Below are 23,414 nucleotides of genomic sequence, written 5' to 3'. Positions count from 1 at the left end.
GCGGCGCGCTTTTTATTTCATAGAAGCAATTTCTACTTTCGCCAGCACTGGTGCCGTTTTCCTGGCGCACGCCTGGCGTTGTTTCCTTGCATCAAAGTTCTGTTTGGCTAGGCCGATGAAAGCCCTATAATCGCTTAGTTTTGAAAATGGACGCGATCTTTCCGGTTTTTTGCCAGGTAGGGCCGGGGCGCCATTTTTATGTGTTTTTACCCGTCATGTTCCTAACAACACCTGACAAAACCGTAGCGAGCGTGAAGCGTTGTGGCCAAGAAGCGCAGCTGTGCGAATGCACAGTGAGCAGTGCAGGCCGCGCATCGCGATGCGCAGCAGGTTTTGCCAGGTGTTAAATGCATGCCTCATAAAGGAAGTTTAGTGAGCCAAACCCTGGTCCAGAAAATTTGCCGCACCAAGCCGATCGATACCACGGTCGAGTATGGTGAAGGCCTCAGCAGCAGTGGCTTGAGCCGGTCCATCGGCCTGTTTTCCCTTACCATGATCGGCGTCGGCGCCACCGTCGGCACGGGCATCTTCTTTACCATGGTGGAAGCCGTTCCCAAGGCGGGCCCGGCAGTTATCCTGTCCTTCCTGATCGCCGCCATCACGGCCGGCCTGACGGCGCTGTGCTATGCGGAGTTGTCGTTCCGCATTCCCGCCTCCGGCTCCTCGTACTCGTTTGCCTATGCCACCGTGGGGGAATTTCTCGCCTTCATCATGGCCGCCTGCCTGCTGCTGGAATACGGGCTGGCCGGCAGCGCCGTGGCCATCGGCTGGTCGTCCTACCTGAACAACTTCCTGGAAAATGCGTTTGGCTGGCATATTCCCGAGATGCTGCGCACGCCGATGATCGTTTCCGGCCCGCATGGCATGGAATTTCGCGCCGGCCACATCAATTTGCCGCCCATCCTGCTGATCTGCATGTGCGGCTTTTTGCTGCTGCGCGGCGCCAAGGAATCGGCGCTGATGAATGCCATCATGGTCGTCATCAAGCTGTCCATCCTCGTGTTCTTCATCGCCATTGCCTTCTCGGGCTTCAATGCCGACAACTTCGTGCCTTTCTTCAATAGCGACAATAGCAAGGGCTTTGCCGGCATGACGGGCGTGACGGCCGCCGCCGGCACCGTCTTCTTCTCCTTCATCGGCCTCGATACGGTGGCCACGGCGGGCGATGAAGTGAAAGATCCCAAGCGCAACGTGCCGCGCGGCATCCTGTATGGCTTGCTGATCGTCACCGTGTTTTATTTGCTGGTGGCCGTGGCCGCCCTCGGTGCACAGCAAGCCAAGCTGTTTGAAGGCCAGGAAGCGGGCCTGGCGGTGATCCTGCAAAACGTCACGGGCAAGACCTGGCCCGCATTGATCCTGTCGGCGGGCGCCGTCATTTCCGTCTTCAGCGTGACCCTGGTGACGATCTACGGCCAGACGCGCATCCTGTTCGCCGTCAGCCGCGACGGCCTGATCCCGAAATCGTTCCAGAAGATCCATCCACGCACCCTCGTGCCAGTCAGCAATACCATCATCGTGTGCCTGGTGGTGGCGCTGGTGGCCGGCACGGTCGATGCGACTTACCTGTGGGACATGGTCAGCATCGGTACCCTGACGGCCTTCATGGTGGTGTCCATTGCCGTGCCCGTGCTGCGCCACAAGCAGGGTGCCAACCGCATCGAAGGCTTCAGCGTGCCGTTCGGCCCGTACGTGATTCCCGGCATGAGCGTGTTTGCCTGCCTGTACATCATGCGCGACTTGCCGCATACGACCTTTGTCGTATTCAGCATCTGGATGGCGGTGACGGTGGCGATTTACTTCCTGTACAGCATGCGCCATTCGCATCTGGGCAAGAAGGCGAAGTGATCGTCGTTCATCCATTCAAAACCGCCGCGCTTGCCGGCGGTTTTTTTATTCTTAACCGGAATTTACATGATGAAAATAACTGACCTGACTGGATATGTCTTGCTGGCAAGCCTCCTGCTTGGCGCTACGGCACAGGCTGCTCCCGCTCCCGCTCCCGCTCCCGCTCCTGCTCCTCCTCCTGCAACTGAGCTGGCCTTGCGCGATTACCGCGCCGTGGCCTTGTCGGCCGATGGCCAGCGCATTGCCGCCATCGAATCGAGCAAGGCGGGCGAGCAGCCGCAGCGCCCGCATGCGGTCATCGTCGTGCGCGATGCGGCCAATGGCGCCATCGCGCAGCACATCGATCCTTGCGCGGTGTGTTCCTACGACAAGCCCAGCTGGTCCCCCGATGGCCGCCAACTGGCGTTCATCGCCTACGATGCCAAGGCTGGCCAGGCTACCTTGTACCGGGCCGTCATTGGCCAGCCGCAGCCGCAGGCCGTGCTCAGCTTGAAAGGCGTGGCCAGCACGGCGCGCTGGTCGCCCGATGGCAGACAGCTGGCCCTGCTGGCCACGGTGGGTGCGCGCAAGCTGGCCGGCGCCGTGGAAGCGGGCGCGCGCCAGGTGGGCGAGGTGGGCCGCGATGACGATGCCCAGCGCATCGCGGTGGTGCCGGCCGGCGGCGGCGAGTTGCGCCTGCTGTCGCCCGACGACACCTATGTGTATGAATACAGCTGGACGCCCGATGGACGCGGCTTCGTGGCCACCAGCGCGCAGGGCAATGGCGACAGCAACTGGTGGGTGGCCAAGCTCAGCCATATTGATGCGGCCACGGGCGCCTTGCGCGTGATCGCCGCGCCGGCCATGCAGCTGAACCTGCCGTCCGTCTCGCCGGATGGCAAGACGGTGGCCTTCATCGGCGGCCTGATGAGCGACTTCGGCTCCATCGGCGGCGATATCTACACGCTGCCGCTGGCCGGCGGCACGCCGCGCAACCTGACACCAGACTACCGCGGCACCTTCAATGGCGTCGTCTGGCGCGGTGCCGGCCTGCTGGCGACGGCGCTGATCGATTCGCAGCTGGCGCTGGTGCCTGTTGATGCGCAGACCGGCCCCAGCCAAGCTGTGATGCTCGGTGAGCTCAGCAGCAGCGGCAGCGATGGGCGCTTGTCGTTCAGCGCCGACGGCCAGCGGGCCGCTGCCGCGCAGGAAGATTTTACGCACGCCAGCCACCTGGTGGCGGGACCCGTGCGCCAGCTGAAACAGATCACGCGCGACAATGACGGCTTTGCGCCGCAGCTGACGGTACAGAACGTGGGCTGGAGCAACGAGCAATACAAGGCGCAGGGCTGGCTGCTGGGGCCGTTGAAGGTGGCGGCGGGCAAGCGCTACCCGATGATCGTCAACGTGCATGGCGGCCCCGGCGCGGCCGCCTCGCCCCGCTACGTGGGAGCGGGCACCCTGATCCACGAACTGACGCAGAAAGGTTATTTTGTCTTCCTGCCCAATCCGCGCGGCAGCTTTGGCCAGGGCCAGGCTTTTACGCGCGCCAACATGGCGGACTTTGGCGGCGGCGACTGGCGCGACATCCTGGCCGGCATTGATGCGGTGGAAAAAGCGGCGCCCGTCGATGGCCAGCGCCTGGGCCTGATCGGCCATTCGTATGGCGGCTTCATGACCATGTGGGGCGTCACGCACAGCGACCGCTTCAAGGCGGCCGTGGCGGGCGCGGGCGTGTCGAACTGGATCAGCTATTACGGCCAGAACGGCATCAACCAGTGGATGATCCCCTTCTTCGGCGCTTCCGCGTATGACGATCCAGCCGTCTACCGCAAGGCCTCGCCGATCGAATCGATCAAGGCGGCGAAGACGCCGACCCTGATCTATGTGGGCGAACGCGACGTGGAAACGCCGGCCGCCCAGTCGCTGGAATTCTGGAATGGCCTGCGCGCCATGGGCGTGCCGTCCAGCCTGTTCATCTATGACGGCGAAGGCCATTCCTTCCGCAAGCCCGAGCACCAGCGCGACCTGCAGCAGCGCACCCTCGGCTGGTTCGAGCGCTACCTGAAGTAGCTTAAACGTCCAGGCGCAGCTGCAAGCCCGTCTCCGTGTACGTCGGCGTCACCTTGAAGCCGTCGACCGTGATGCTGTCGAACTTGCCTTTCAGGCTGGACGCGGCGAGCACATTCACGGTGGTGCCGGCGGCCGGCTTGTAGCCGTTCTGAAACGTCACCTTCAGGCTGCCGCCGGCCACCGTCATCTGGCCTGCCACGCTCAGGCGGCCTTGCTGTCCGCTACCCAGTTTCAATTCCAGGTTGCCGGTGGCCAGCTGCGTGTACTTGCCGGCCAGCGCCAGGCCGGACTGGGCATTGCTGACCAGGGTGCCACCGCTGACATACACGTCGCCCTTGCCGAACGCCGTGGCGGAATTGGCTTCCAGCCGGCCCCCTTCCAGCTGCGTGCCGCCGCTCCAGCTATTGTTGCCGCCCAGCTTGAGGGTACCCGTGCCTTGCTTGTTCAGCTTGCCCGTGCCGCTGATGTCGTTGCGCCAGCGGTCGACGGCATTAAAGCCGCCCTTGGCCGCATCCATGGCTACCACTACATTGCCCGTGAAGACGGCATAGCCGTCGGCGGCGGCAAACAGGTTCAAGCGGCCCCAGCCTTCAGCATCGTCCATCACGGGGTAGCCCGATGGCAAGGCTGTTGTTTTCAGCACCACGCGGCGCTGCGCGTCGGACAGATACGGCAAGCGCGTTTCCAGCAAGACTTCCGCGCCTTTCGGCACGTTCGCCGCTGCATTGGTGGCGCCCGTCTGCGCGAAACCGAAGGTCAGGCGGCGGATGTAGGCGGCCTTGGTGCTGGCGTAGTCCGAAAAACGGTCGTTGGCGCTGCTGCCCGAATGGGCGTAGTCATAAAATGTGTCGGCCGTGGTGCCGGTTTTCGCCATCAGGGTCGTGTGCGCCTGCGTCACGGCGGCGGCCTTGGTGGCGGCCGTGGTCGGGTCGAGCAGGTTGGCGGCGACGATGGCCTGCGCCTGCACCCGCCCGCTGATCACGTCGAGCGGCGAATGCATGCCGGCGATGATGCGGTTTTCGCCCAGTTCCAGCCCGCGCGCCACCATTTCCTGGTAGCGCTCGGGCAACGCATACGCCATGCCCAGGGCGCCGCGCACGGCTTCGGCCGAATGGCCGCTGGTAAAGCCGCCATCGGTGGCGGGCGTGGCGCTCCTGGCCGGCAGCAGGGCCGGGATCACGGCCACATTGCTGCTCCAGCGGAAGGGGCGCGCATATTTGTAGAAACGCTTGGCCGGTTCCGTCGAGCCATTGTTGCCCATCGCATTGATCAGACCCACCACGTTGCCGAATTCGGCATTGCTGCTGCCGGCCACACCCGTGTTGCTGCCGCTGTCGTTGTAGAGCTTGCTTGTCGCGTCTGGCGCGATGTCGGTGATGCTGGTGGTCTGGCGCGCCGCGCTGCGCCAGGCATCCGTCAACGGCCCCATGCCGTCGGTGATGCTGTAGCCCTTGCCGCGGCGGTCATCCAGGTAGGCTGCCAGTTCCTGCGCCGGCGTGCGGCTGGTGGTGGCTTTGATGACGAAATCGATATTTGCGTTGTGCACGCTGGCATTGACGATGGTGCCGCCAGGCGTGCCATCGTTGGGCACGCCCGTCCAGGCGGAGGGCACCACTGCGGGAAAGCCGTCCACGGCTGGTGCCGAGACGCCGGCATCAACGATTTCCGTCAGCGGTTTCCAGATGTCGAGCATGCCGATCAAGACGCGCACGCCCGCATTCGTGGCGGCCGTTGCGTAGCGCGCATCGCCGCGCTGGTTGCTGGCGACATTGTCGACAAAGGGAATCGCCGTGGCCGAAGGGGGCGCCGTATCGGGCGCGCCCTGGTCGGCGGGCGCGGCGGGAATGACGAGTGCCGTGTCCTGGTAATCGGAACCGCCGCAAGCGGCGAGGGCGAGGGCGGCGCTGATGGCCAGCGCCAGTGGCAGGCGCCGGGTCAGGGGAAATGCGTGCATGGAATGCCTTGGCTGGAAGTGGAAAAACCAACGCAGCATAGACAGGCCAGATGACCTCCTGATGACACCACTTGTGCCCAGGCGGCTGAAAAATCTTATCGGGGTGCCACGATATGCACGATCGCCGCGCTATGCACCACGATCTTGTCGGCATCCGCCTGCAACAGCCGGATGCGCCTTTTGACCAGCGGCCAGCCGGACCAGCCCACTTCACTGACGGGCGGCGCGGCAGGGGCCGCCAGCGGTGCGCTGATGGAGGCCTTGTTGTCGAGCTGGTCCAGCGCGCGCGACAGGGTCAGACACACTTGCGTATGGCTGTGGCCAAGCAGGGCGTTGACGGGCGCGACGGGAAGCTGGCTGGCATGGCGCCCCAGGATCGAGCGCAGCGCCGCCACGTGGGCCACCAGCAAGTAATTTTGCACGATGAACAGGTTGATGTCTTCCACGGCCCGCTGCTTGCTGGCCGGTTCATCGAGCATGCGCACCAGCGCCGAGCTGAGCGCCGCCAGGCTGTCCATCAAGCGCTTGCGTTCGATGCGGTAGGCGAAATCATCGAAGCATTTGCCTTGCAGCAGCGCGAAGCTGGCTTGCATGTACGACAGGTTCACGTTCAGCACCTGGCGCACCAGGCGAGGCAGGCTCTGGTATTCCCAGTTGGCCAGCACAAAGCTGAACACGGTAGCGACCGCCGCGCCAATCAGGGTATCGATCAGGCGTTCGCTGACCAGGTTCGGATTGCTGGGCGCCACCAGGTGCATTTGCAGCAAGATCATCAGGCTCACGGCAATGGCCGTGTAGCGGTAGCGCAGGTAGATGAAGGTGGGCGTGGCCACGATGGAGAGGAATAAAATGGCCATCAGCACGATATTGCTGTGCACGAAACGGATCACGATGGCCGTCACCACGCAGCCGATGATGGTGCCGATGATGCGGTCGGCGCGGCGCTGGCGCGTCATGCTGAAGGTGGGGCGCAGGATGATGACGATGGTGAGCACGATCCAGTAGCTGTGCGCCGCATACGGCAGCCAGTGGCCGATCAGCAACCCGACGGAAATGGCCATCGAGACGCGCAGCGCGAAGCGGAACACGGGCGAGTCCAGGCGCAAGTTAGCCAGCAGGGTTTTCAATTCATACTTTTGCTGCGACAGGAAGGGCGCCATGTCCGCGCCGCTCCAGAACGGCACATTGGCCGAGACTTTCTGGCTGGCCAGGTGCAGTTCGGCGATCATCTTTAAAATGGCGCGGATCTTGTTGCGCTGTGCGCGCAAGGTGGCCAGCGCCTCTTGCGCGCTGTCGCCTTTTGCCTGCAGCCGCGCAATTTCCGCTTCGATGTCGGCCCATTCCTTGTCATAGCTGATCTGCGCATACGAGGCGCGCTTGCGCGTGACGGCGTAGGCGACGGACTCGATGTCGCGCGCCGCCTTGTAGGCCAGGTCGTGCAGCGAGGTCAAGACGTCGGAGTCGGCCAGGTGCTGGCGCAGCAGCGCGTAATCCGTGTGCGTCGAGAGTATCAGTTCATACAGATCGAGCATGCAGACGTGCACCTGCACGACGATGGCGTCCTTGCTGTTCTTGTGGCTGCGCAGTATCAAATCACGGGACGCCTGCTGGCGGTCGGCCAGGATGCTCTGATGGCGCACCAGCTTGTTGAACTGTTCCGTCAGGTTAAAACGCGTGTCGTAGAAGTCGGCCTTGATGTCGATGTAGGCGGCCAGTTCGAACAGGGCTTCGGCCAGCACTTGCTGCTTGATGCGGTGGCGCAAGAACCAGGCGATGGCCATGGCGTAAGCCAGATAGATCAGGCCGCCCAACATGAACAGGCCAGCGTGGTGGAACGATTGCTGCCACGTCATCTGGTGCTCCATCGACATGGTCATGATGAACAGGGCGGCCAGTTGCAAGGGCATGGATTTCTTGCCGTACACCACCATCATGCTGGCCAGGAAACTCACCAGCACGAGCACCGTCATCAACAGCCATTGCACGGGGCCGCACAGGCTGATCAATAAGGTCACGGCGCTGCACAGTAGCACCGAGGCCAGCATCTCGTTGAACTTGTGGCGCAGGGGACTGGGCATGTCCATCAGGGTCGTGCACAGGGCGCCGATGCACACTGTCATGGCGGTGGCGCTGTCGCTGATTTCCTGGGTCAGCAAGGCCAGCCCGACGAGGCCGATGGCCACGCGCAAGCCCAGGTAAAAATAATGGCTGTAAATGAAGGTGCGCAGGTTCAGTGCGTAGTGCATGGGATTACCTTGTGGGCAGGGCACAGAAAGAGGCGCCGCACCGGGGTCTCCGATGCGGCGCCAGGATGTTGCATTCGCTACAGCCCCTGAGTTACATCAGGGCGATGACCGGGTATCTCCGCCATTCCGGCTCGGCAAAGCGCTGGCAGTGTTCAAAAATGAAGTCCAGTACGGCTTCCTGATTGCTCAGCAGTGCAGGGTTCGCCGCTTTCCAGTCGGCGAACCTGGCCGCCAGGGCCGGCTCATCGCGCAGCAGTTCGGACGCCATGTCTTCGAACACGTAATCGGAAAACGCCTCTTTCTTTTCCAGCACGCTGTTGAAGAAGCCCCAGCGGAAGAAGCTGTCGTGCGCCTCCGGCTCCAGGGTTTCCACGGCGTAGCGCGCGTTGTCCTGCTTCAGGGATACTACATAGTCGCCGGCCTGCACGGTGAATTGCCCCGTGCGCGCTTCCAGTTCGACCGTGTCGTGGAACATGTGGCCTTCGTAGGCGGTAGCGCGCGTGCCGACGTTGCGGATGTGGTAGTAGCGCGCCGTTACCGTCTGTTCGGCGGTAATGCGTGACATTTCGACGCCGTTCCAGCGCAGGCGCTCAATGACTTCGCGCCACGCCTGCGGCACGATATACGCTTTCGGCGCCGCGACGGTGACGTCGGCATCGAAGCGGTTGTAATAGGCGATATCGCGTTCCCACGGCTGTGAGCGGTCATACGACAGGCGCTGGTAGTCGCCCAGCACGCTAGGCGTGTATTGCGCCGCATAGCCCTTGAAGGGGAAGGTCGACGGTTGCTCTTCGTTCATGGCCCAGTGGATCGGCCATTCGGCTTGCGTGCGTCCCGCCGCCTTGGCTTGCGCGCGCAACTGCTTGATCTGTTCGCCGTGTTGCACCGTGAATGCCATGGTGATGTCGAGCAGCGCGCGCATGGACGCATAGCGGTCGGCAAACGGTTTCAGCATGTGCGTTTCCGGCATGAAACCGATGACGTGGTGCAAGGCCGCAAAACCCGTCGAGAAGCGGGGCACTTCGAGGAATTCGGCGATGCCGTGGTCGGGGCTGTCCTTGACGGGATTCACGTAGGGGCAGGTGGGCCAGCCCGCCTGTTCCATGTGCGCAAAGATGTGCGGCAGCATGGTGTCTTGCAGGAAGGGGCCCAGGCCGTTGCCCAGCTTATCCGTCTGCGTGTGGATCAGGGTCATCGTGTACGGGTAGTCGGCGCCGTTCGACGTGTGCGTGTCGACCATCACGTCCGGGTCCCAGCTGGCCAGCAGGCGGTTGAACACTTGCGCGTTCAGGCTGTCGCACTTGATGAAATCGCGGTTCAGGTCCAGGTGGCGGCTATTGCCACGGAAACCGAATTGCTCCGGGCCATCCTGGTTCACGCGCGACGTATTGGCGCGGTTCAGGCTTCCGTCGACGTTGTAGATCGGAATAAACAGCAGTACGGTCTTGCCCAGCGCCGCCAGGCGCGCTGGCTGCGTGCAGAGGTCGCGCACGATGGCCATGCAGGCGTCGATGCCTTCCGGTTCGCCCGGGTGGATGCCGTTATTGTTGAAGAACACGGTGCGGCCTTCGTGCTTGATCTGTTCGCGGTCGAATACGCCGTCCGCGCTGACGACGCCAGCATGGATGGGCACGCCCGAGTCGGACAGGCCGATCTGTTCGAAATGCAGCACTTGCGGGTAGCGCGCGGCGAGATCTTTATAGAAGGTGATGCATTCCAGCCAGGTCGTGGTCTGGTTGTGATTACCGAGTTCGTAGGTCGTGCGCAAGTCTGATGGCATAGCGGTCTGAGTCTGGGAGGGGGAAGGCGCGCTGGATAAGTACGCCCGCTAGGCGCCAATTGTAGCACCGGCGCCCCCGCCTTGAGGCGCAGCAGGAGCCTGTTGCAGTACTTGTGTTATGAATACGTTTCACGCGCACGGGAGGCGGCATGGGCAAGATGGCGATGGCGGCACTGGTGTGGTGGGCTTGCCAGGCGGCGCAGGCGGCGCCCTTGCGCTTGCCAGCAGCGAAGGGAGCGGTGGCGCAGGGCGGGTCCGTCACGGCTGCCGCGCAGGGTGCGTTGATACGCTACCAGGGCTGGTTGCTGGCTGTCGATGGGGCCGTGTCCACCGAGCCAGCCGACGTCTTGCTGGGCTCGGCGAGCAGGGGCCAGGCGCCGCGCCTGCAGGCGGGCACCCTGCTGCGCGACGTGGCCCTGTGGTCCGCCGTCGAACTCATCAAAGGCAATGCGCGCCTGCGCATCACGGCCTTGCCGGGACCTGGCGATGCGCCCGCCTTGCTGCTGGACTTCGGCGATGGCGACTACCGCCTCGTGATTCCCGCCGTGCCTATCGAGCGGCAAGCCTATCCGCTGCTGGCGCAGCGCTTTCCCGGCGCCGACCTGGCCTTGCTGCTGCAGGAGGGCCGGCGGGTCATGTTGCCGCTGGGAAGTGGCCGGGTGCAAGTGTTTGGCGAGGAGCAAGCCGTGCCTTACCGTTTCACCAAGGTAAAACGCTAGGCGAAAAAAAGCCACTCCCGCAGGAGTGGCTCAGCTTAAAGCGCCCGTTGCCGGGTTATTGCTTCTTGTTATTCAGCGCCCATTTCCTTCAGCAGGTTGTCCGCGTGGTCGATGTGTTTCATGTTCCACAGCATGTAGCGCAGGTCGACCTGGATCGAGCGGGTGTTGGCCTTGTTGTAGTCCCAATCGGAAATGATGGAATCCAGGGTACCGTCGAAGGCCAGGCCGATGAATTCGCCTTTGGCGTTCAGGGCCGCCGAACCGGAGTTGCCGCCGGTGATGTCCAGGGTCGCCAGGTAGTCGACCGGCACGGTTTTCAGCTTCGGATCGACAAATTTGCCGAAGTCCTTGGCCTTGATCGCGGCCAGTTGTTTCGCTGGTGCATTGAACTCGCCTTCGCCCGTGGCCTTGGCCACCACGCCATTGACGGTGGTGAACGCGGTCCAGGTGGTGCCGTCGGCACCATGGTCGCGGCCGGCCACTTTGCCGAACGTGACGCGCAGGGTGCTGTTGGCGTCAGGGTAGACGGCTTGGCCCTTGCTCTTCATGAAGGCGATTTTCGCTTTCATGTAGTTGGCGTAGGCTTGCTGGATCTTGCCGGCCAGTTCCTCGTCTTCCGCTTCGCTCTTCAGCGAATCCGGATACATGGCGACGGCGGCCTGGATGAAGCTGTCCTTGCTGGCCTGGAATTCGGCTGGCGTGCGTTTCAGCCATGCAGCGCGCTCGGCCTTGTCGGCCAGCTTGCTGCCAGCATACAGTTTGTCCCGGGCGGCAGCCAGGTCGGTTTGCGACATGCCATCCTTGATGCCGATGGCGGCGTCGAAGCTGGCGCGGCGCTGTGCTGCCGGCTGGGCGGCATACTTGGCCAGGCTGTTCAGTACCAGCGCCTTGTCGACTTTTTCATCGTAGGTGCGCTCGACCGATGTGATGCCCGCTTCCAGGCGTGGCAAGTCGCGCGTCTGGTAGCCGGACTTGCGTTCCGCGTCGGCCTTGGTGCTTTCATTGGACAGGCGGTACAGGCTGCGTGCCGTGTTCAGCAGGCGTGGCTGCGCGTAACCCAGGAAGAAATCGCGCTTGGTGTCGGCATCGCGCTCGGCGATCAGCTTTTCCACTTGCTCGATGTCGCCGGCAAACTCTGCCTTGCGGGCAGGATTGGCATTGACCCAGGTTTTCATCGCTTCGTGTTCTGCCGTCTTGCGCGCCAGGAAGTCGCTGCCCGCGTACGAGTCCAGCATGCCCTGGCGGTTCTTGTAGTAATTGTTTACGCCAGCTACTTGGCCTGCGTATTTCAGGGCAACATCCTTGTTGTCCTTGGTTTCGCGCGCGATGATGGCCAGGGTTTCGCCCGACGCTTTCACGAAGGCCGGGTAGTTCCAGTCAAACGTGAACGCCACTTCCGATGGCAGGCGGTGACGGTTGGTGCGGCCTGGATAGCCCAGCGCCATGACGAAATCGCCTTCTTTCAAGCCATCCTTGGCCAGTTTCAGCACGTGTTTTGGCTGGTAGGGCACGTTGTCCTTGCTGAAGTCGGCAGCCTTGCCGTCCTTGCTGACATAGGCGCGGTAGAAACCGTAGTCGCCCGTGTGGCGTGGCCACATCCAGTTGTCGGTGTCGCCGCCGAATTTGCCCACGCCGGCCGGTGGTGCATGCACCAGGCGCACGTCGCGGATTTCCAGTTGCTTGATCAGGTAGAACTCCAGGCCGCCGTAGTAGCTCGACACGGTGCAGCGGAAGCCCGCTTCTTTTTCGCATGCGGCAACCAGTTGCTTCTGGTTTTTCTCGATCGCGTCGATGCGTGCCTTGCCTTGCAGCTTGGCCACGGCCGGCGTGATGATCTGCTCGCTGACATTGGTCACGGCCGAGGTGACGAAGATGCGGCTGCCTGGGGCGGCCGGCAATTCTTCAGCAAACGTCTTGGCCAGGAAACCGTTGGCCAGCAAATCGCGCTCCTTGGTCGAGTTGACCGCCACGCTGTTGTAGACGCAATGGTGGTTGGTGGCAACCAGGCCTTGCGGCGAGACGAACGAGGCCGAGCAGCCGCCCAGGCTGACGATGGCGCCCATCGGGAACTCGGTCAGCTTGGTCAGGGTGGTCGGGTCCAGTTTCAGTCCGGCCGCTTTCAGTTCCTTGGCTACTTGTGGCAGCTGTTGGGGCATCCACATGCCTTCGTCGGCGTGTGCGAAGTTGCTCAGGATGGCGAGCGCGATTAGAGATTTTTTCATTCGATTTCTTGTCTTTTTACATGGTGGGAAGTCGGAATCAGCGTGCGTACCCAGTGGTTTTCTCAGCGGGCGACCTAGAGTATCCGTATCGGACTGTGACTAGTCAATGACATTTTCCTCAGGGTATGCTCAAGAGTAATGCCTGAATGGAAACTTTCCATGCCTGCGCAAGGGAGAAAACAGGCTGTCAACGCGCATGTTTGCGTGCCGGCGACTGTGGTATTGTCCAGACAATTGTTTTGGCGGCAATAAAAATGGCCGGGCGCCTGCGCGGCCCGGCCAGCGTGCCTGTGTTCCGTCCGGCTTAGCGTATTTTGCCCCGGCGCAAGAGATTCACGATGCCCAGCAGGATTACGGCGCCCAGGAACGAGACCAGCAGCGAAGACAGGCTGAAGTTGTCGCTGTTGATGGTGCCCGTGCCGAACAGGGGCGCCAGCAGCCAGCCGCCGAGGAAGGCGCCGACGATGCCGACGACGATATTGAGGAAGATGCCCTGTTGCGCATTAGTCTTCATGACCATGCTGGCCAGCCAGCCGATGACGCCGCCAATAACGATCCAGATAATGAAATTCATGTAATCCTCCGCGCAATGGATGGGTGGGTATGCCGTAGTAGAAAAACATCATGGCAAATCGATACTGATGCCGCACGATAGAAAAGTCCAGCGGATTCGTGTTCCCATGTAAAAGCCCGCCTGGCTGCGGGCAGCGAGGCGGGCTTGGGATACGGCAAGCTGCGGGCCTGACGATGCTTAGTCGGCCTTGATGGCTTCCACTTGAATGGCCAGTTTGACTTCCGGCGAGAAAGCCGGCAAGCCGTAGTTCAGGCCAAAGTCGCTGCGCTTGAATTCGGCCGTGGCATCGGCGCCGCATACTTCGCGCTTGTAGCGCGGGTGCATGATGCACTTGAATTTGCTCACGTTCAGCTTGACGGGCTTGGTCACGCCCAGCAGCGTCAGTTCGCCGTCGACTTCCACCAGCTGGTCGCCATTGAACTTGAATGATTTGCTCTTGTAGGTGATTTCAGGGAACTTTTCCACATTGAACATGTCCGCTTTTTTCGCGTGCGTGTTCATGGCGTCCAGGCCGAAGTCGATCGAATCGGCATCGATGACCAGGTCCAGGCTGCCAGTCTTGGCGGCACGGTCCAGGACCACGGTACCCTTGGTCTTGTTGAACTTGCCGCGCCACACGGACATGCCCATGTGATCGGCTTCAAAGCTGGGGAAAGTGTGCGTCGGGTCGAGGTTGTAGGTCTCGGCGGCGGCCATGGCCGAACCCGCGCTGGCGGCTGCCAGGACGGCGATCATCAAGTGCGAAAAATTCATGTAGATCCTAAAGGGTGGTGGTGTTGTTTTTGGTAAGGCCTGAAAAACGTTCAGGACAAGGCGCCTTGCCGAAGGCAGTACGAATAGTACGACGAGGCAAGAGCAACGCAGTCATGGACGTTTTCTCAGGCTTTACTGCGCGGCGACGTGGAACTTGATGGTGACCTCGTCGGCGACCATGCTCGTGTCCTTCCACTCGCCTTCGCCGATGTTATAGGTCAGGCGCTTGATCGGCAGGGCGCCGTCAAAGGTGTATTTGCCGCCGTCGGCTTTCACCGTCAGCGGGAAGGTGACATCGCTGGTCTTGCCTTTGATGCTCAGCTTGCCTGTCACCGTCAGCTTGCCCGCGCCAGCGGCCTTGATGTTGCTCGAAACAAAGGTGGCTTTCGGAAACTGTGCCGAGTTGAACCATTCTTTCTTGGCCACTTCCTTGTTGTACTCGGGGTCGCCGATATCGATGCTGGCCGTTTCGATCTCCACCGATGCTTTCGACGCGTCCGGCGTGGCCGGGTTGTAATCGATGGCGATATTGAATTTCTTGAACTTCGCTTCCACGGGCACGTTCATTTGCTTGAACACGGCCGAGACGCTGGTCTTGGCGGGGTCGACTTTCAGCAGGGTGGCGGCGGTGGCGGCCACGGACAGGCCCAGCAGGGAAGCGAGGACGATGCGTTGGGTGGTTTTCATTTTATTTTTTCCTGGAGTTTCAGTGAGCAAGTGGGTCTTAAGGCAGCATGCGCTTGAGCACACCGTCGCGGTCGATGAACTGGTGCTTCAGCGCCGCCAGTACATGGGCGGCCACGGCGGCGGCCATCGTCATGTTCAGAACATAATGAATGTCTTTTAAAAGTGGCTTAAGTTCCGGGTTCGGCGCCATGATGACTGGCAACTGGAACAGGCCCAGGTAGACCACGGGGACGCCCGCGGCCAGGGTGTACAGGTAGCCGGAAACGGGCACGGCGAAGATCAGGATGTACAGCAGCACGTGCATGGCGTCGGCCGCCTTCTTCTGCCAGGCAACCATGCCGGCAGGATGCGGTGGCGGCACGTTGGCCTTGCGCCACAGCAAGCGGATGGCGGCGATGGCCAGTACGGTCACGCCCAGCCATTTGTGCCACGAGAAATATTTGAGCTTGGTCGGCGTCAGGCCGGGAATGTCGACCATGACCAGGCCCATGATGAAGGCGCTGATGATCAGCAAGGCCGTCAGCCAGTGCAGGATGATGGCGGTGGTGGTGTAGCGTTGCATCGGCGAAGCTTTCTTGAAAGTAGTACGTGTTAGGACTAATTAATCCTAATATACCAAAGAAAAGCAAATTGCGCTGCGTGCTGGAGATTCTACAAGAAAGAATGGCGGAAAAACCGCGGGGCGGCCAGCATTTGTGTGCTGGCCGCCCCGCAGGAGTGGGATGTGGCGATCCCGATGTGGAAACTACTTAAGCGGCGTGACGGCTTAAATGGCTTTGGCCAGTTGCGCCGCGATGCCGATGTAGTTCGCCGGCGTCATGGTCAGCAGCACGTCCTTGGCATCTTGCGGGATGGCCAGGCCGTTGACGAAGGTTTGCAGCGCCTCTTTCGAGATGCCCTTGCCGCGCGTCAGCTCTTTCAGCTGCTCGTACGGATTTTCGATGCCGTAGCGGCGCATCACGGTTTGCACGGGCTCGGCCAGCACTTCCCACGTCGCATCCAGGTCTTGCGCCAGGCGCGCGTGGTTCACTTCCAGCTTGTTCAGGCCGCGCAGGCAGCTGTCATAGGCCAGCAGGGTGTAGCCCAGACCGACGCCGATGTTGCGCAGCACGGTTGAGTCGGTCAAGTCGCGCTGCATGCGCGAGACGGGCAGTTTTTCCGACAGGTGTTTCAGCACGGCATTGGCCAGGCCCAGGTTGCCTTCGGAGTTTTCGAAGTCGATCGGGTTGACCTTGTGCGGCATGGTCGACGAACCGATTTCGCCCGCTTTCAGTTTTTGCTTGAAGTAGCCCAGCGAGACATACGTCCAGATGTCGCGGTTCAGGTCCAGCAGGATGGTGTTGGCGCGCGCGAAGGCGTCGAACAGCTCGGCCATGTAATCGTGCGGCTCGATCTGGATGGTGTACGGATTGAACACCAGGCCCAGGCGCTGTTCGATGACGGCTTGCGAAAACGCTGGCCAGTCGAACGACGGGTAGGCGGACAAATGGGCGTTGTAGTTGCCGACGGCGCCATTCATCTTGCCGAGGATTTCCACTTCTTCGATGCGTTTCACGGCGCGCTGCAAACGGGCCACGACGTTGGCGAATTCCTTGCCCAGGGTGGTCGGGCTGGCCGTCTGGCCGTGCGTGCGCGACAGCATCGGCACATCCGCGTTGTCATGCGCGATCTGTTTCAGCTTGGCCACCAGGCCGTTCAACGCGGGCAGCATCACGCCATCGCGGGCCGCTTTCAGCATCATGCCGTGCGAGGTGTTATTGATGTCTTCCGAGGTGCAGGCGAAATGGATGAATTCCGACGCCGCCACCAGTTCCGGCACGTCCGCCACTTGTTCCTTCAGCCAGTACTCGACGGCCTTGACGTCATGGTTGGTGACCGCTTCGATGGCCTTGATGCGGGCCGCGTCGGCTTCCGAGAAGTCGGACGCCATCTTGTCGAGCAGGGCATTCGCTTCTGCCGAGAACGGCTTGATTTCCGCGAAACCGGCTTGCGACAGCGCTTGCAACCAAGAAATTTCCACTTTCACGCGGTGGTGCATGAAACCGGCTTCGGACAGGATCGGGCGCAGCAGGTCGGTCTTGCTGGCGTAGCGGCCATCGAGCGGAGACAGGGCCGACAGCGTGGAATACGGAGTAGTAGAAGTCATGAGAGCGGACGCAAGTTAAAGAAACGGTTGGCGTGTGGCGCGCGGGGAGGGTAGCGCTGGCATGAGCGCGGTCATGGTGGCGCACCACGATAAACGGCGATTTTACCACCGCCAGAGCCGCATCCGCCGCCGCATGGCGCGCCGCGGGCGGGAAAATGACGATAAAGGGCCCGCCAGGACGGCCGATGCGGCTTGCCCGCCACACCGGGCCGGGCGGACGCGCGCGTTGCCAAATGCCGCTGCCGCCGATGCTATACTGACCGCTGCCCCTTCCTCTTAAAGTGTCTATGAAACTGATCGGTTCCCTCGCCAGCCCGTATGTCCGCAAAGCCCGTATCGTGCTGGCGGAAAAAAAGCTCGACTATGTCTTCGAGCTGGAAAACGTCTGGGTGCCGGAAACCCGCATCGCGCAGGCCAATCCCCTGGGCAAGGTGCCCTGCCTGGTGATGGAAGATGGCAGCACGCTCATCGATTCGAAAGTCATCGTCGAATACCTCGACACGCTCACGCCCGTGTGCAAGCTGTTGCCGGCCGGCGGCAATGGCCGCGAGCGGGCCGATATCAAGAACTGGGAAGCGCTGGCCGATGGCATTCTCGACGCGGGCGTGCTGGTGCGCCTGGAGCGCACGCAGCGCCCGCCCGAGCAGCAAAGCGCGGCCTGGATCGCGCGCCAGCTCGATAAGATCACCCTGGGCCTGGCGGCTTTGGCATCACGCCTGGGCGAGAGCGCCTATTGCGCCGGCAAGAACTACACCCTGGCCGACGTGGCCGTGGGCTGCGCCCTGGGCTGGCTCAGCTTCCGCTTCCCGGAAATCGACTGGCGCGCTGATCACCCGGCGCTGGCGCGCCTGTTCGACAAACTGTCCGAGCGGCAGTCGTTCAAGGACACCGTGCCGCAGTAAGGGATGGACGTAAAAAAACCGGCAAGCCGGTTTTTTTATTTCACACTTGAGATTACGACACCTGACAAAACCGTAGCGAGCGGAAGGAAGAGGTGGCCGAGAAGCGCAACCGTACACTGGTACGGTGAGCATCGCAGGCCGCCTATGCCGACGCGCAGCAGGTTTTGCCAGATGTCTTCATTACTCTTCGATCGCCATCTGGCTTTGCAGGTAGTTCTGGATGCCGACTTTGGCGATCAGGTCGATCTGCGTTTCGAGCCAGTCGATATGCTCTTCCGTGTCTTCCAGGATCATCAGGAACAGGTCGCGCGAAACGTAGTCGCCCGCTTTTTCACTGATGGCGATGCCTTCCTTGACGGTGGCGTGCGCGGCGCGTTCCAGCTTCAAATCGCATTCCAGCATTTCCGGCGTGTTCTCGCCGATCAGCAGCTTGTGCAGCGCTTGCAGGTTCGGCAGGCCGTCGAGCATCAGGATGCGGTCGATCAGCTTGTCGGCGTGTTTCATTTCGCCGATCGATTCTTCGTATTCCTTCTTGCCCAGCTTTTCCAGGCCCCAGTGCTTGTACATGCGCGCATGCAGGAAGTACTGGTTGATGGCCGACAGTTCGTTGGTGAGCTGTGCGTTGAGCATGCGGATGACTTCTTTATCGCCCTTCATGGGATTTCCTTTGTTCGGTGTCGCGTTCGATGATGAAACCGGGGGCTGCTGGCGTTCACTGCCGGGTGGCGCAGGCTGCCTGGTGGCGCGCAGCTTGCCGGTTTCGCTATGCCCGCATGATAGCGCAAAATGTGAGCGGTTTTTGCTGCGAAATGGCATTTTTCCGTCTTTTTAACGTAAATACCGTGCGAATAAAACCCATTCTCAAGTAAATCACCACACTTCTCCGTTTTTTATTTGTTAAGGCAAATGGAGGGTATTCTCATTCGCGTTCCTGCTGTCTTTTTTGCATGTCCGGCATGCTCGGGCGGGCGCGTGAAACAGGTGGAAAATGTTTGCGTGGTTCTTGCCTTTATGCCTTCTTGGTCGCTGGCGGCGGTGCGATAATCCTCAGAAGAATTCACTACAAAGGATCGCAAGATGATGCTGCACATACCTGGCGTGCTGACGCCGGAACAGGTCACGCACTTTCGCCAGCGCCTGGCGCAGACAGACTGGGTCGACGGGCGCGCCAGCGTGGGCGCGCAGGGCGCGCAAGTCAAGCGCAACCGCCAGCTGGCTGAAGGTTCGCCGCTGGCGCTGGAACTGGGCGAGACCGTCAGCCGCGCGCTGATGGCCAATCCCCTGTTCTTCGCTGCCGTGCTGCCGCTGCGCATCCTGCCGCCGTTCTTCAACAGCTACGCGGGCGGCGAACACTATGGCCTGCACATCGACGGCGCCATCCGCACGCCGAAAAACGGCATGCAGTCGATGCGCGCCGACGTCTCGTCGACGGTTTTCCTGAGCGAGCCGGACGAATACGAAGGCGGCGAACTGGTGGTGGTCGATTCCTACGGCACGCATGAAGTGAAGCTGCCGGCCGGCGACGTCATCGTGTATCCGTCGAGCAGCGTGCACCAAGTGCTGCCCGTCACCAGCGGCGAGCGCATCTGCTCATTCCTGTGGACGCAAAGCATGGTGCGCGAGGACTGGAAACGCAGCATGCTGTTCGAGCTCGATCAAAACATCCAGAGCGTGCGCGCGGAGCATGGCGATTCACCGGCGACGGTGGGACTGACGGGGCATTATCACAACCTGCTGCGGATGTGGGCGGAGATGTAAGGCTGGGGTCAGACCCCGGTGACGTTGGCGCTGAACTGGGCGTTGGCGGTGTTGAGGGTCTGACTCCATAGCAGGCAAAAAAAAGTCTGCCGGGCCCGGGGATGTAGGCTGGCAGACTGAAACAAGCAAATCGCTTGACTAAAAACAGGGCGCAAAAAAGCAAGCAGGGCACGCGGTGCGATGCTTGCGGGCTGGCAGCGGCGCAGGGCGCCGCCGTGGGCTAGCTCAGTTGGAAGGTCAGTGGTACTAAGACGTAGACGGGCACGGCCTTGCCGTTTTCCACCATCGGCTTGAACAGCGCGCGTTGCGCGGCCTGGCGGCCCGCTTCGTCAAGGTTGTTGTAGCCGGTCGATTTATGGATCAGGATTTGCTCGGGCAAGCCCTTTTCATTGATCAGGATGCGCAGCACCACGGTGCCGCTCTCGCCGAGGCGGCGCGACAGGTTCGGGTAGATCAGCTGCGGTGCCTTGATGTATTCCACGCTGCTGACGGTGCGCGGCGCCGATGGAGCCGGTGGCGAAGGTGCGGGTGCCGATGGCGCCGTTGGCGCGGCGGTGGCGGCAGGCGCCGCTTCGGAGCGCGTCGGCTGTGGCGGCGTGATCGTCGGTTCGCTCGGGGCCACGGCGATCAGCGGCAGCGGCGGAATGACGGCGCGCGGCACGGGGGCGCTCAGCTCCACGGTTTTCGGCACGGACGGTGCAGGCGGCTTGGGCGGCGCTGGCGGGGCGATGATGCTGATGGTGGTGATGGTCGGCATGGCGGCAGTGACGACGCGGCTCAAGAGCCCGCTCTGGATCGCGTAAAAGCCGGCGATGTGCAGCACGACGATGGCCATCAGCGGCACGAATTTGCTGCGTTTCTTGTCGAAATCGGCAAATTGTTCCACGGCCTGCACCGTTACGGGCGGGGGCATCATCGTCATGGCGTTCATCACTTTCCTTAGTTTGTCAGTACAGCTCGCATCAATACGGTTTCTTGCAGCACCACGCTGGCGTTCAGGTGATCGTTCAGCACTTCGCGTGCACAGGTATGGCATTTGCCGCAGCACGTGGCCACGCCCAGGTCGCGGCGCAGTTCGGCCATGCTGGACAGGCCAAGATCAACGGCTTGACGGATTTCACGATCAGATATGTTGTTGCAGACACATACAATCATTGATACACCTTCTGGCTGGAGGATGAAAATACACTAGTGCTGCGAGGCATTGTTGCTAGTGTTTTAATGAGAATCATTATCATTACGTTTCATTGTCGCGCAAAGTGCAGGACAATGCAAGCGATTTTGATGAAACGTGCGGCAGTTGGCGGGCTGGCGCGCTGCTGCGGCAAAGCGTCGGCAAGCCGTGCGCCCGAATGACGCGGCCCTTGCCGGCGGCGGCTCTCCGGGCTAAATAAAAACAATTCGCATTCATGTTTATAATGCTGGTATTGTCTCGGACGGCCACCGTCTGGACATATGGAAAGGCCGCTTGTCGGTAATGCGCAACAGTTGCGATTTACCTCACAAACCCGGGATCAGCGCAGGGCACCCTGCGCCGCTGCTGTTCCCGGGTGTTCTTCATTTGAACGGAATTTGCTCATGACTCTAGTTCCACCCTTGATGACGCTCGACGCCCTGGCAGTCGGCCAGAGCGGCACTGTGTTGCATATCACACCCCACGCGGCAGGACAGACGGAGGACGGCGTCGACCTGGCCCGCCGCTTGATGGAGCTGGGATTCGTTCCCGGCGAACGCATCCGCATGCTCAAGCGCGGCATTCCCGGTGGCGACCCGCTGGCCATCAAGGTCGGCAATGCCACGTTCGCACTGCGCCGCTTCGAAGCGGCGCTGATTACGATTCAACCGTTGACTCAACCGGAATGACCATGGGCGCTGTAGAAACTATCGTCGATGCGGGCACGCACAAGCCGCCGCATCAGCCACAAATCGCCCTGCTGGGCAATCCGAACTGCGGCAAGACCGCCCTGTTCAACCGCTTGACGGGCGCGCGCCAGAAAGTGGCGAACTACGCCGGCGTGACCATCGAACGCAAGGAAGGCCATTTCACGTCGCCGGCCGGCAAACCCGTGCGCATCCTCGACTTGCCAGGCGCCTACAGCCTGTCGGCCACCACGCCCGATGAAGCCATCACGCGCGACGTGGTGGGCGGCCTGCGCAAGGGAGATCCGCGTCCGGACGCCATCATCTGCGTCGTCGACGCCACCAATCTGCGCCTGAATCTGCGCCTGGTGCTGGAAGTCAAGCGCCTGGGCCTGCCCATGCTGCTGGCGCTGAACATGACGGACGTGGCGCGCAAGCGCGGCATGCTCATCGACACGGCCAAGCTGTCGCAGGAACTGGGCATGCCCGTGGTGGAAACCGTGGCGGTGCAGCACGATGGCGAAAAAGCCCTGCTGGACGCCATCGACGCCATGCTGCCGCTGCCGGCCGTGGAAGCGAAACCGCTGGCGGCCATCGACGCTGTCAGCGTCGAAGAGACCCAGCGCGAAGTGCGCCGCATCCTGTCTGCCGTCAGCAATGACGCTGGCGACCGCGGCAACCTGACGGAGAAGATCGACGACGTGGTGCTGCACCCTGTCGCCGGCCCCATCATCCTGACGGTGCTGATGTTCCTGATTTTCCAGGCCGTGTTTGCGTGGGCTGCCACGCCGATGGAAATGATCACCGACGGCGTGGGCCACCTGGGCGCCATGCTGACGGCGAACATGCCTGACGGCCACCTGAAGAGCTTGCTGGTGGAAGGCATCATTGGCGGCGTCGGCAGCGTGCTGGTGTTCCTGCCGCAAATCCTGATCCTGTTCTTCTTCATCCTGGCGCTGGAAGACTGCGGCTACCTGCCGCGCGCCGCGTTCCTGCTGGACCGCCTGATGGGCGGCGTGGGCCTGTCGGGCCGCGCCTTCATTCCGCTGCTGTCGAGCTTTGCCTGCGCCATTCCCGGCGTGATGGCGGCGCGCACCATCCAGAACCCGCGCGACCGCCTGGTCACCATCATGATCGCGCCGCTGATGACGTGTTCGGCGCGCCTGCCCGTGTATGCGCTGATCATCGCCGCCTTCATCCCCGAGCGCGAAGTGTGGGGCTACCTGAGCCTGCAGGGCCTGGTGCTGTTCGTGCTGTACTTCGCCGGCATCATCTCGGCCATGGCCGTGGCCTGGGTCATGAAGCGCGGCATGGGCGTGCGCGGCAATCAGCCGCTGCTGCTGGAGCTGCCCGCCTATCACTGGCCGCACCTGCGCAACCTGGCCGTCAGCCTGTGGGAACGCGCGAAGATCTTTCTCACGCGCGTCGGTACCATCATCCTGAGCCTGATGATCATCCTGTGGTTCCTCAGCACCTTCCCCGGCCCGCCGGACAATGCCATCCACCCGCCGATCTACTACAGCCTGGCCGGTATCCTGGGCCGCGGCCTGGAAGTGATCTTCGCGCCAATCGGCTTCAACTGGCAGATCTGCATCGCGCTGGTGCCGGGCATGGCGGCGCGTGAAGTGGCCGTCGGCGCCCTGGGCACCGTGTACGCGCTGTCGCAAACGGGCGATGCGCTGGCGTCCACTCTGGAACCGCTGATCGCCCACTCGTGGTCGATGGCCACCGCGCTGTCCCTGCTGGCCTGGTACGTCTTCGCGCCGCAGTGCCTGTCGACCCTCTCGGTGGTGAAACGCGAGACGGGCGGCTGGCGCTATCCGCTGCTAATGGCCGGCTACATGTTCGCGCTGGCGTATGCCGCCTCGTTCATCACGTACCGCGTCGCCCTGATGGCCGGCGCATAGGAGAGCAGC

At 61.9% G+C, this 23,414-nt stretch carries 19 protein-coding genes; 7 read left to right on the top strand and 12 right to left on the bottom strand.

The genetic code is table 11. The features are described from left to right. Positions 1-372 precede the first annotated feature (372 nt). Both ACQ4WR_RS24970 and ACQ4WR_RS24965 read left to right on the top strand, forming a co-directional pair. Positions 373-1,845 (top strand): amino acid permease, encoded by a 1,473-nt coding sequence (locus tag ACQ4WR_RS24970; protein ID WP_102297349.1) that lies wholly within the window; start codon positions 373-375, stop codon positions 1,843-1,845. Positions 1,846-1,911: 66 nt separating this feature from the next. Further along, positions 1,912-3,897 carry a S9 family peptidase gene (locus ACQ4WR_RS24965; RefSeq protein ID WP_436490584.1) on the top strand — a complete coding sequence of 662 codons (1,986 nt, stop codon included), beginning with the start codon at positions 1,912-1,914 and terminating at the stop codon, positions 3,895-3,897. Position 3,898: 1 nt separating this feature from the next. Here ACQ4WR_RS24965 and ACQ4WR_RS24960 read toward each other — a convergent pair whose 3' ends face one another. The 3 genes from ACQ4WR_RS24960 to ACQ4WR_RS24950 all read right to left on the bottom strand — a co-directional run bounded on the left by ACQ4WR_RS24960 (position 3,899) and on the right by ACQ4WR_RS24950 (position 9,877). Next, on the bottom strand, positions 3,899-5,851 hold the full coding sequence (locus ACQ4WR_RS24960; RefSeq protein ID WP_436490582.1) for an acid phosphatase: 1,953 nt from the start codon (positions 5,849-5,851) through the stop codon (positions 3,899-3,901). Between the two features lie 95 nt (positions 5,852-5,946). Beyond that, the gene (locus tag ACQ4WR_RS24955) at positions 5,947-8,097 is read right to left on the bottom strand and encodes an FUSC family protein (protein WP_436490580.1); all 2,151 of its coding nucleotides are present in this window, start codon (positions 8,095-8,097) and stop codon (positions 5,947-5,949) included. A gap of 91 nt (positions 8,098-8,188) precedes the next feature. Next, complete coding sequence (locus tag ACQ4WR_RS24950; protein WP_436490578.1) at positions 8,189-9,877, bottom strand: M14 family zinc carboxypeptidase; 1,689 nt, start codon at positions 9,875-9,877, stop codon at positions 8,189-8,191. Between the two features lie 149 nt (positions 9,878-10,026). Here ACQ4WR_RS24950 and ACQ4WR_RS24945 point away from each other — a divergent pair, with 149 nt between their 5' ends. After that, a complete protein-coding gene (locus ACQ4WR_RS24945; RefSeq protein ID WP_436490576.1) occupies positions 10,027-10,596 on the top strand; it encodes a hypothetical protein in 570 nt (189 codons plus the stop codon). A gap of 68 nt (positions 10,597-10,664) precedes the next feature. Here ACQ4WR_RS24945 and ACQ4WR_RS24940 read toward each other — a convergent pair whose 3' ends face one another. The 6 genes from ACQ4WR_RS24940 to purB form a co-directional block, all read right to left on the bottom strand. Continuing rightward, a complete protein-coding gene (locus tag ACQ4WR_RS24940) occupies positions 10,665-12,818 on the bottom strand; it encodes a S46 family peptidase (RefSeq protein WP_436490574.1) in 2,154 nt (717 codons plus the stop codon). 304 nt (positions 12,819-13,122) lie between these two features. Further along, positions 13,123-13,392, bottom strand: coding sequence for a GlsB/YeaQ/YmgE family stress response membrane protein (locus ACQ4WR_RS24935; protein ID WP_076571892.1), 270 nt, complete (start codon positions 13,390-13,392; stop codon positions 13,123-13,125). A 177-nt stretch (positions 13,393-13,569) separates the two neighbouring features. After that, positions 13,570-14,145, bottom strand: a complete 576-nt coding sequence (locus tag ACQ4WR_RS24930) for a YceI family protein (RefSeq protein WP_436490571.1) — start codon at positions 14,143-14,145, stop codon at positions 13,570-13,572. Positions 14,146-14,277: 132 nt separating this feature from the next. Then, positions 14,278-14,832, bottom strand: a complete 555-nt coding sequence (locus ACQ4WR_RS24925; RefSeq protein WP_102293647.1) for a YceI family protein — start codon at positions 14,830-14,832, stop codon at positions 14,278-14,280. A gap of 37 nt (positions 14,833-14,869) precedes the next feature. Next, positions 14,870-15,394, bottom strand: a complete 525-nt coding sequence (locus ACQ4WR_RS24920; RefSeq protein ID WP_436490569.1) for a cytochrome b — start codon at positions 15,392-15,394, stop codon at positions 14,870-14,872. A gap of 204 nt (positions 15,395-15,598) precedes the next feature. After that, the gene (purB, locus tag ACQ4WR_RS24915; RefSeq protein WP_436490567.1) at positions 15,599-16,978 is read right to left on the bottom strand and encodes an adenylosuccinate lyase; all 1,380 of its coding nucleotides are present in this window, start codon (positions 16,976-16,978) and stop codon (positions 15,599-15,601) included. A 287-nt stretch (positions 16,979-17,265) separates the two neighbouring features. Between purB and ACQ4WR_RS24910 the strand changes: the two genes are divergently transcribed. Further along, positions 17,266-17,880, top strand: a complete 615-nt coding sequence (locus ACQ4WR_RS24910; RefSeq protein ID WP_436490566.1) for a glutathione S-transferase N-terminal domain-containing protein — start codon at positions 17,266-17,268, stop codon at positions 17,878-17,880. Positions 17,881-18,060: 180 nt separating this feature from the next. On the opposite strand, the gene bfr is transcribed toward ACQ4WR_RS24910, so the two are convergent. After that, on the bottom strand, positions 18,061-18,537 hold the full coding sequence (bfr, locus tag ACQ4WR_RS24905) for a bacterioferritin (protein WP_034745609.1): 477 nt from the start codon (positions 18,535-18,537) through the stop codon (positions 18,061-18,063). Positions 18,538-18,957: 420 nt separating this feature from the next. Between bfr and ACQ4WR_RS24900 the strand changes: the two genes are divergently transcribed. Then, complete coding sequence (locus tag ACQ4WR_RS24900) at positions 18,958-19,638, top strand: Fe2+-dependent dioxygenase (protein WP_436490564.1); 681 nt, start codon at positions 18,958-18,960, stop codon at positions 19,636-19,638. Between the two features lie 220 nt (positions 19,639-19,858). Here the strand turns inward: ACQ4WR_RS24900 and ACQ4WR_RS24895 are convergent, their stop codons facing one another. Together ACQ4WR_RS24895 and ACQ4WR_RS24890 are read right to left on the bottom strand one after the other, a co-directional pair. Then, positions 19,859-20,569, bottom strand: a complete 711-nt coding sequence (locus ACQ4WR_RS24895; RefSeq protein WP_436490562.1) for an energy transducer TonB — start codon at positions 20,567-20,569, stop codon at positions 19,859-19,861. Positions 20,570-20,577: 8 nt separating this feature from the next. Further along, positions 20,578-20,793, bottom strand: a complete 216-nt coding sequence (locus ACQ4WR_RS24890) for a (2Fe-2S)-binding protein (RefSeq protein ID WP_102294084.1) — start codon at positions 20,791-20,793, stop codon at positions 20,578-20,580. A gap of 423 nt (positions 20,794-21,216) precedes the next feature. Between ACQ4WR_RS24890 and ACQ4WR_RS24885 the strand changes: the two genes are divergently transcribed. Together ACQ4WR_RS24885 and feoB are read left to right on the top strand one after the other, a co-directional pair. Next, complete coding sequence (locus ACQ4WR_RS24885) at positions 21,217-21,501, top strand: FeoA family protein (protein WP_092802906.1); 285 nt, start codon at positions 21,217-21,219, stop codon at positions 21,499-21,501. Positions 21,502-21,503: 2 nt separating this feature from the next. Then, complete coding sequence (feoB, locus tag ACQ4WR_RS24880; RefSeq protein ID WP_436490559.1) at positions 21,504-23,405, top strand: ferrous iron transporter B; 1,902 nt, start codon at positions 21,504-21,506, stop codon at positions 23,403-23,405. Positions 23,406-23,414: the final 9 nt, after the last annotated feature.

Origin of the sequence: Janthinobacterium amylolyticum (assembly GCF_051380655.1) — a bacterium.
Lineage (GTDB): Bacteria > Pseudomonadota > Gammaproteobacteria > Burkholderiales > Burkholderiaceae_D > Janthinobacterium.
The sequence above is the reverse complement of the archived record's forward strand: the minus strand, read 5'-3'. Positions and strand labels throughout refer to the sequence as shown.

Bases quoted from the DNA above. Each gene is read 5' to 3' on its own strand.
- ACQ4WR_RS24965 (WP_436490584.1), top strand. From the start codon at position 1,912: ATGATGAAAATAACTGACCTGACTGGATATGTCTTGCTGGCAAGCCTC.
- ACQ4WR_RS24960 (WP_436490582.1), bottom strand. From the start codon at position 5,851: ATGCACGCATTTCCCCTGACCCGGCGCCTGCCACTGGCGCTGGCCATC.
- ACQ4WR_RS24955 (WP_436490580.1), bottom strand. From the start codon at position 8,097: ATGCACTACGCACTGAACCTGCGCACCTTCATTTACAGCCATTATTTT.
- ACQ4WR_RS24950 (WP_436490578.1), bottom strand. From the start codon at position 9,877: ATGCCATCAGACTTGCGCACGACCTACGAACTCGGTAATCACAACCAG.
- ACQ4WR_RS24945 (WP_436490576.1), top strand. From the start codon at position 10,027: ATGGGCAAGATGGCGATGGCGGCACTGGTGTGGTGGGCTTGCCAGGCG.
- ACQ4WR_RS24940 (WP_436490574.1), bottom strand. From the start codon at position 12,818: ATGAAAAAATCTCTAATCGCGCTCGCCATCCTGAGCAACTTCGCACAC.
- ACQ4WR_RS24935 (WP_076571892.1), bottom strand. From the start codon at position 13,392: ATGAATTTCATTATCTGGATCGTTATTGGCGGCGTCATCGGCTGGCTG.
- ACQ4WR_RS24930 (WP_436490571.1), bottom strand. From the start codon at position 14,145: ATGAATTTTTCGCACTTGATGATCGCCGTCCTGGCAGCCGCCAGCGCG.
- ACQ4WR_RS24925 (WP_102293647.1), bottom strand. From the start codon at position 14,832: ATGAAAACCACCCAACGCATCGTCCTCGCTTCCCTGCTGGGCCTGTCC.
- ACQ4WR_RS24920 (WP_436490569.1), bottom strand. From the start codon at position 15,394: ATGCAACGCTACACCACCACCGCCATCATCCTGCACTGGCTGACGGCC.
- purB (WP_436490567.1), bottom strand. From the start codon at position 16,978: ATGACTTCTACTACTCCGTATTCCACGCTGTCGGCCCTGTCTCCGCTC.
- ACQ4WR_RS24910 (WP_436490566.1), top strand. From the start codon at position 17,266: ATGAAACTGATCGGTTCCCTCGCCAGCCCGTATGTCCGCAAAGCCCGT.
- bfr (WP_034745609.1), bottom strand. From the start codon at position 18,537: ATGAAGGGCGATAAAGAAGTCATCCGCATGCTCAACGCACAGCTCACC.
- ACQ4WR_RS24900 (WP_436490564.1), top strand. From the start codon at position 18,958: ATGATGCTGCACATACCTGGCGTGCTGACGCCGGAACAGGTCACGCAC.
- ACQ4WR_RS24895 (WP_436490562.1), bottom strand. From the start codon at position 20,569: ATGAACGCCATGACGATGATGCCCCCGCCCGTAACGGTGCAGGCCGTG.
- ACQ4WR_RS24890 (WP_102294084.1), bottom strand. From the start codon at position 20,793: ATGATTGTATGTGTCTGCAACAACATATCTGATCGTGAAATCCGTCAA.
- ACQ4WR_RS24885 (WP_092802906.1), top strand. From the start codon at position 21,217: ATGACTCTAGTTCCACCCTTGATGACGCTCGACGCCCTGGCAGTCGGC.
- feoB (WP_436490559.1), top strand. From the start codon at position 21,504: ATGGGCGCTGTAGAAACTATCGTCGATGCGGGCACGCACAAGCCGCCG.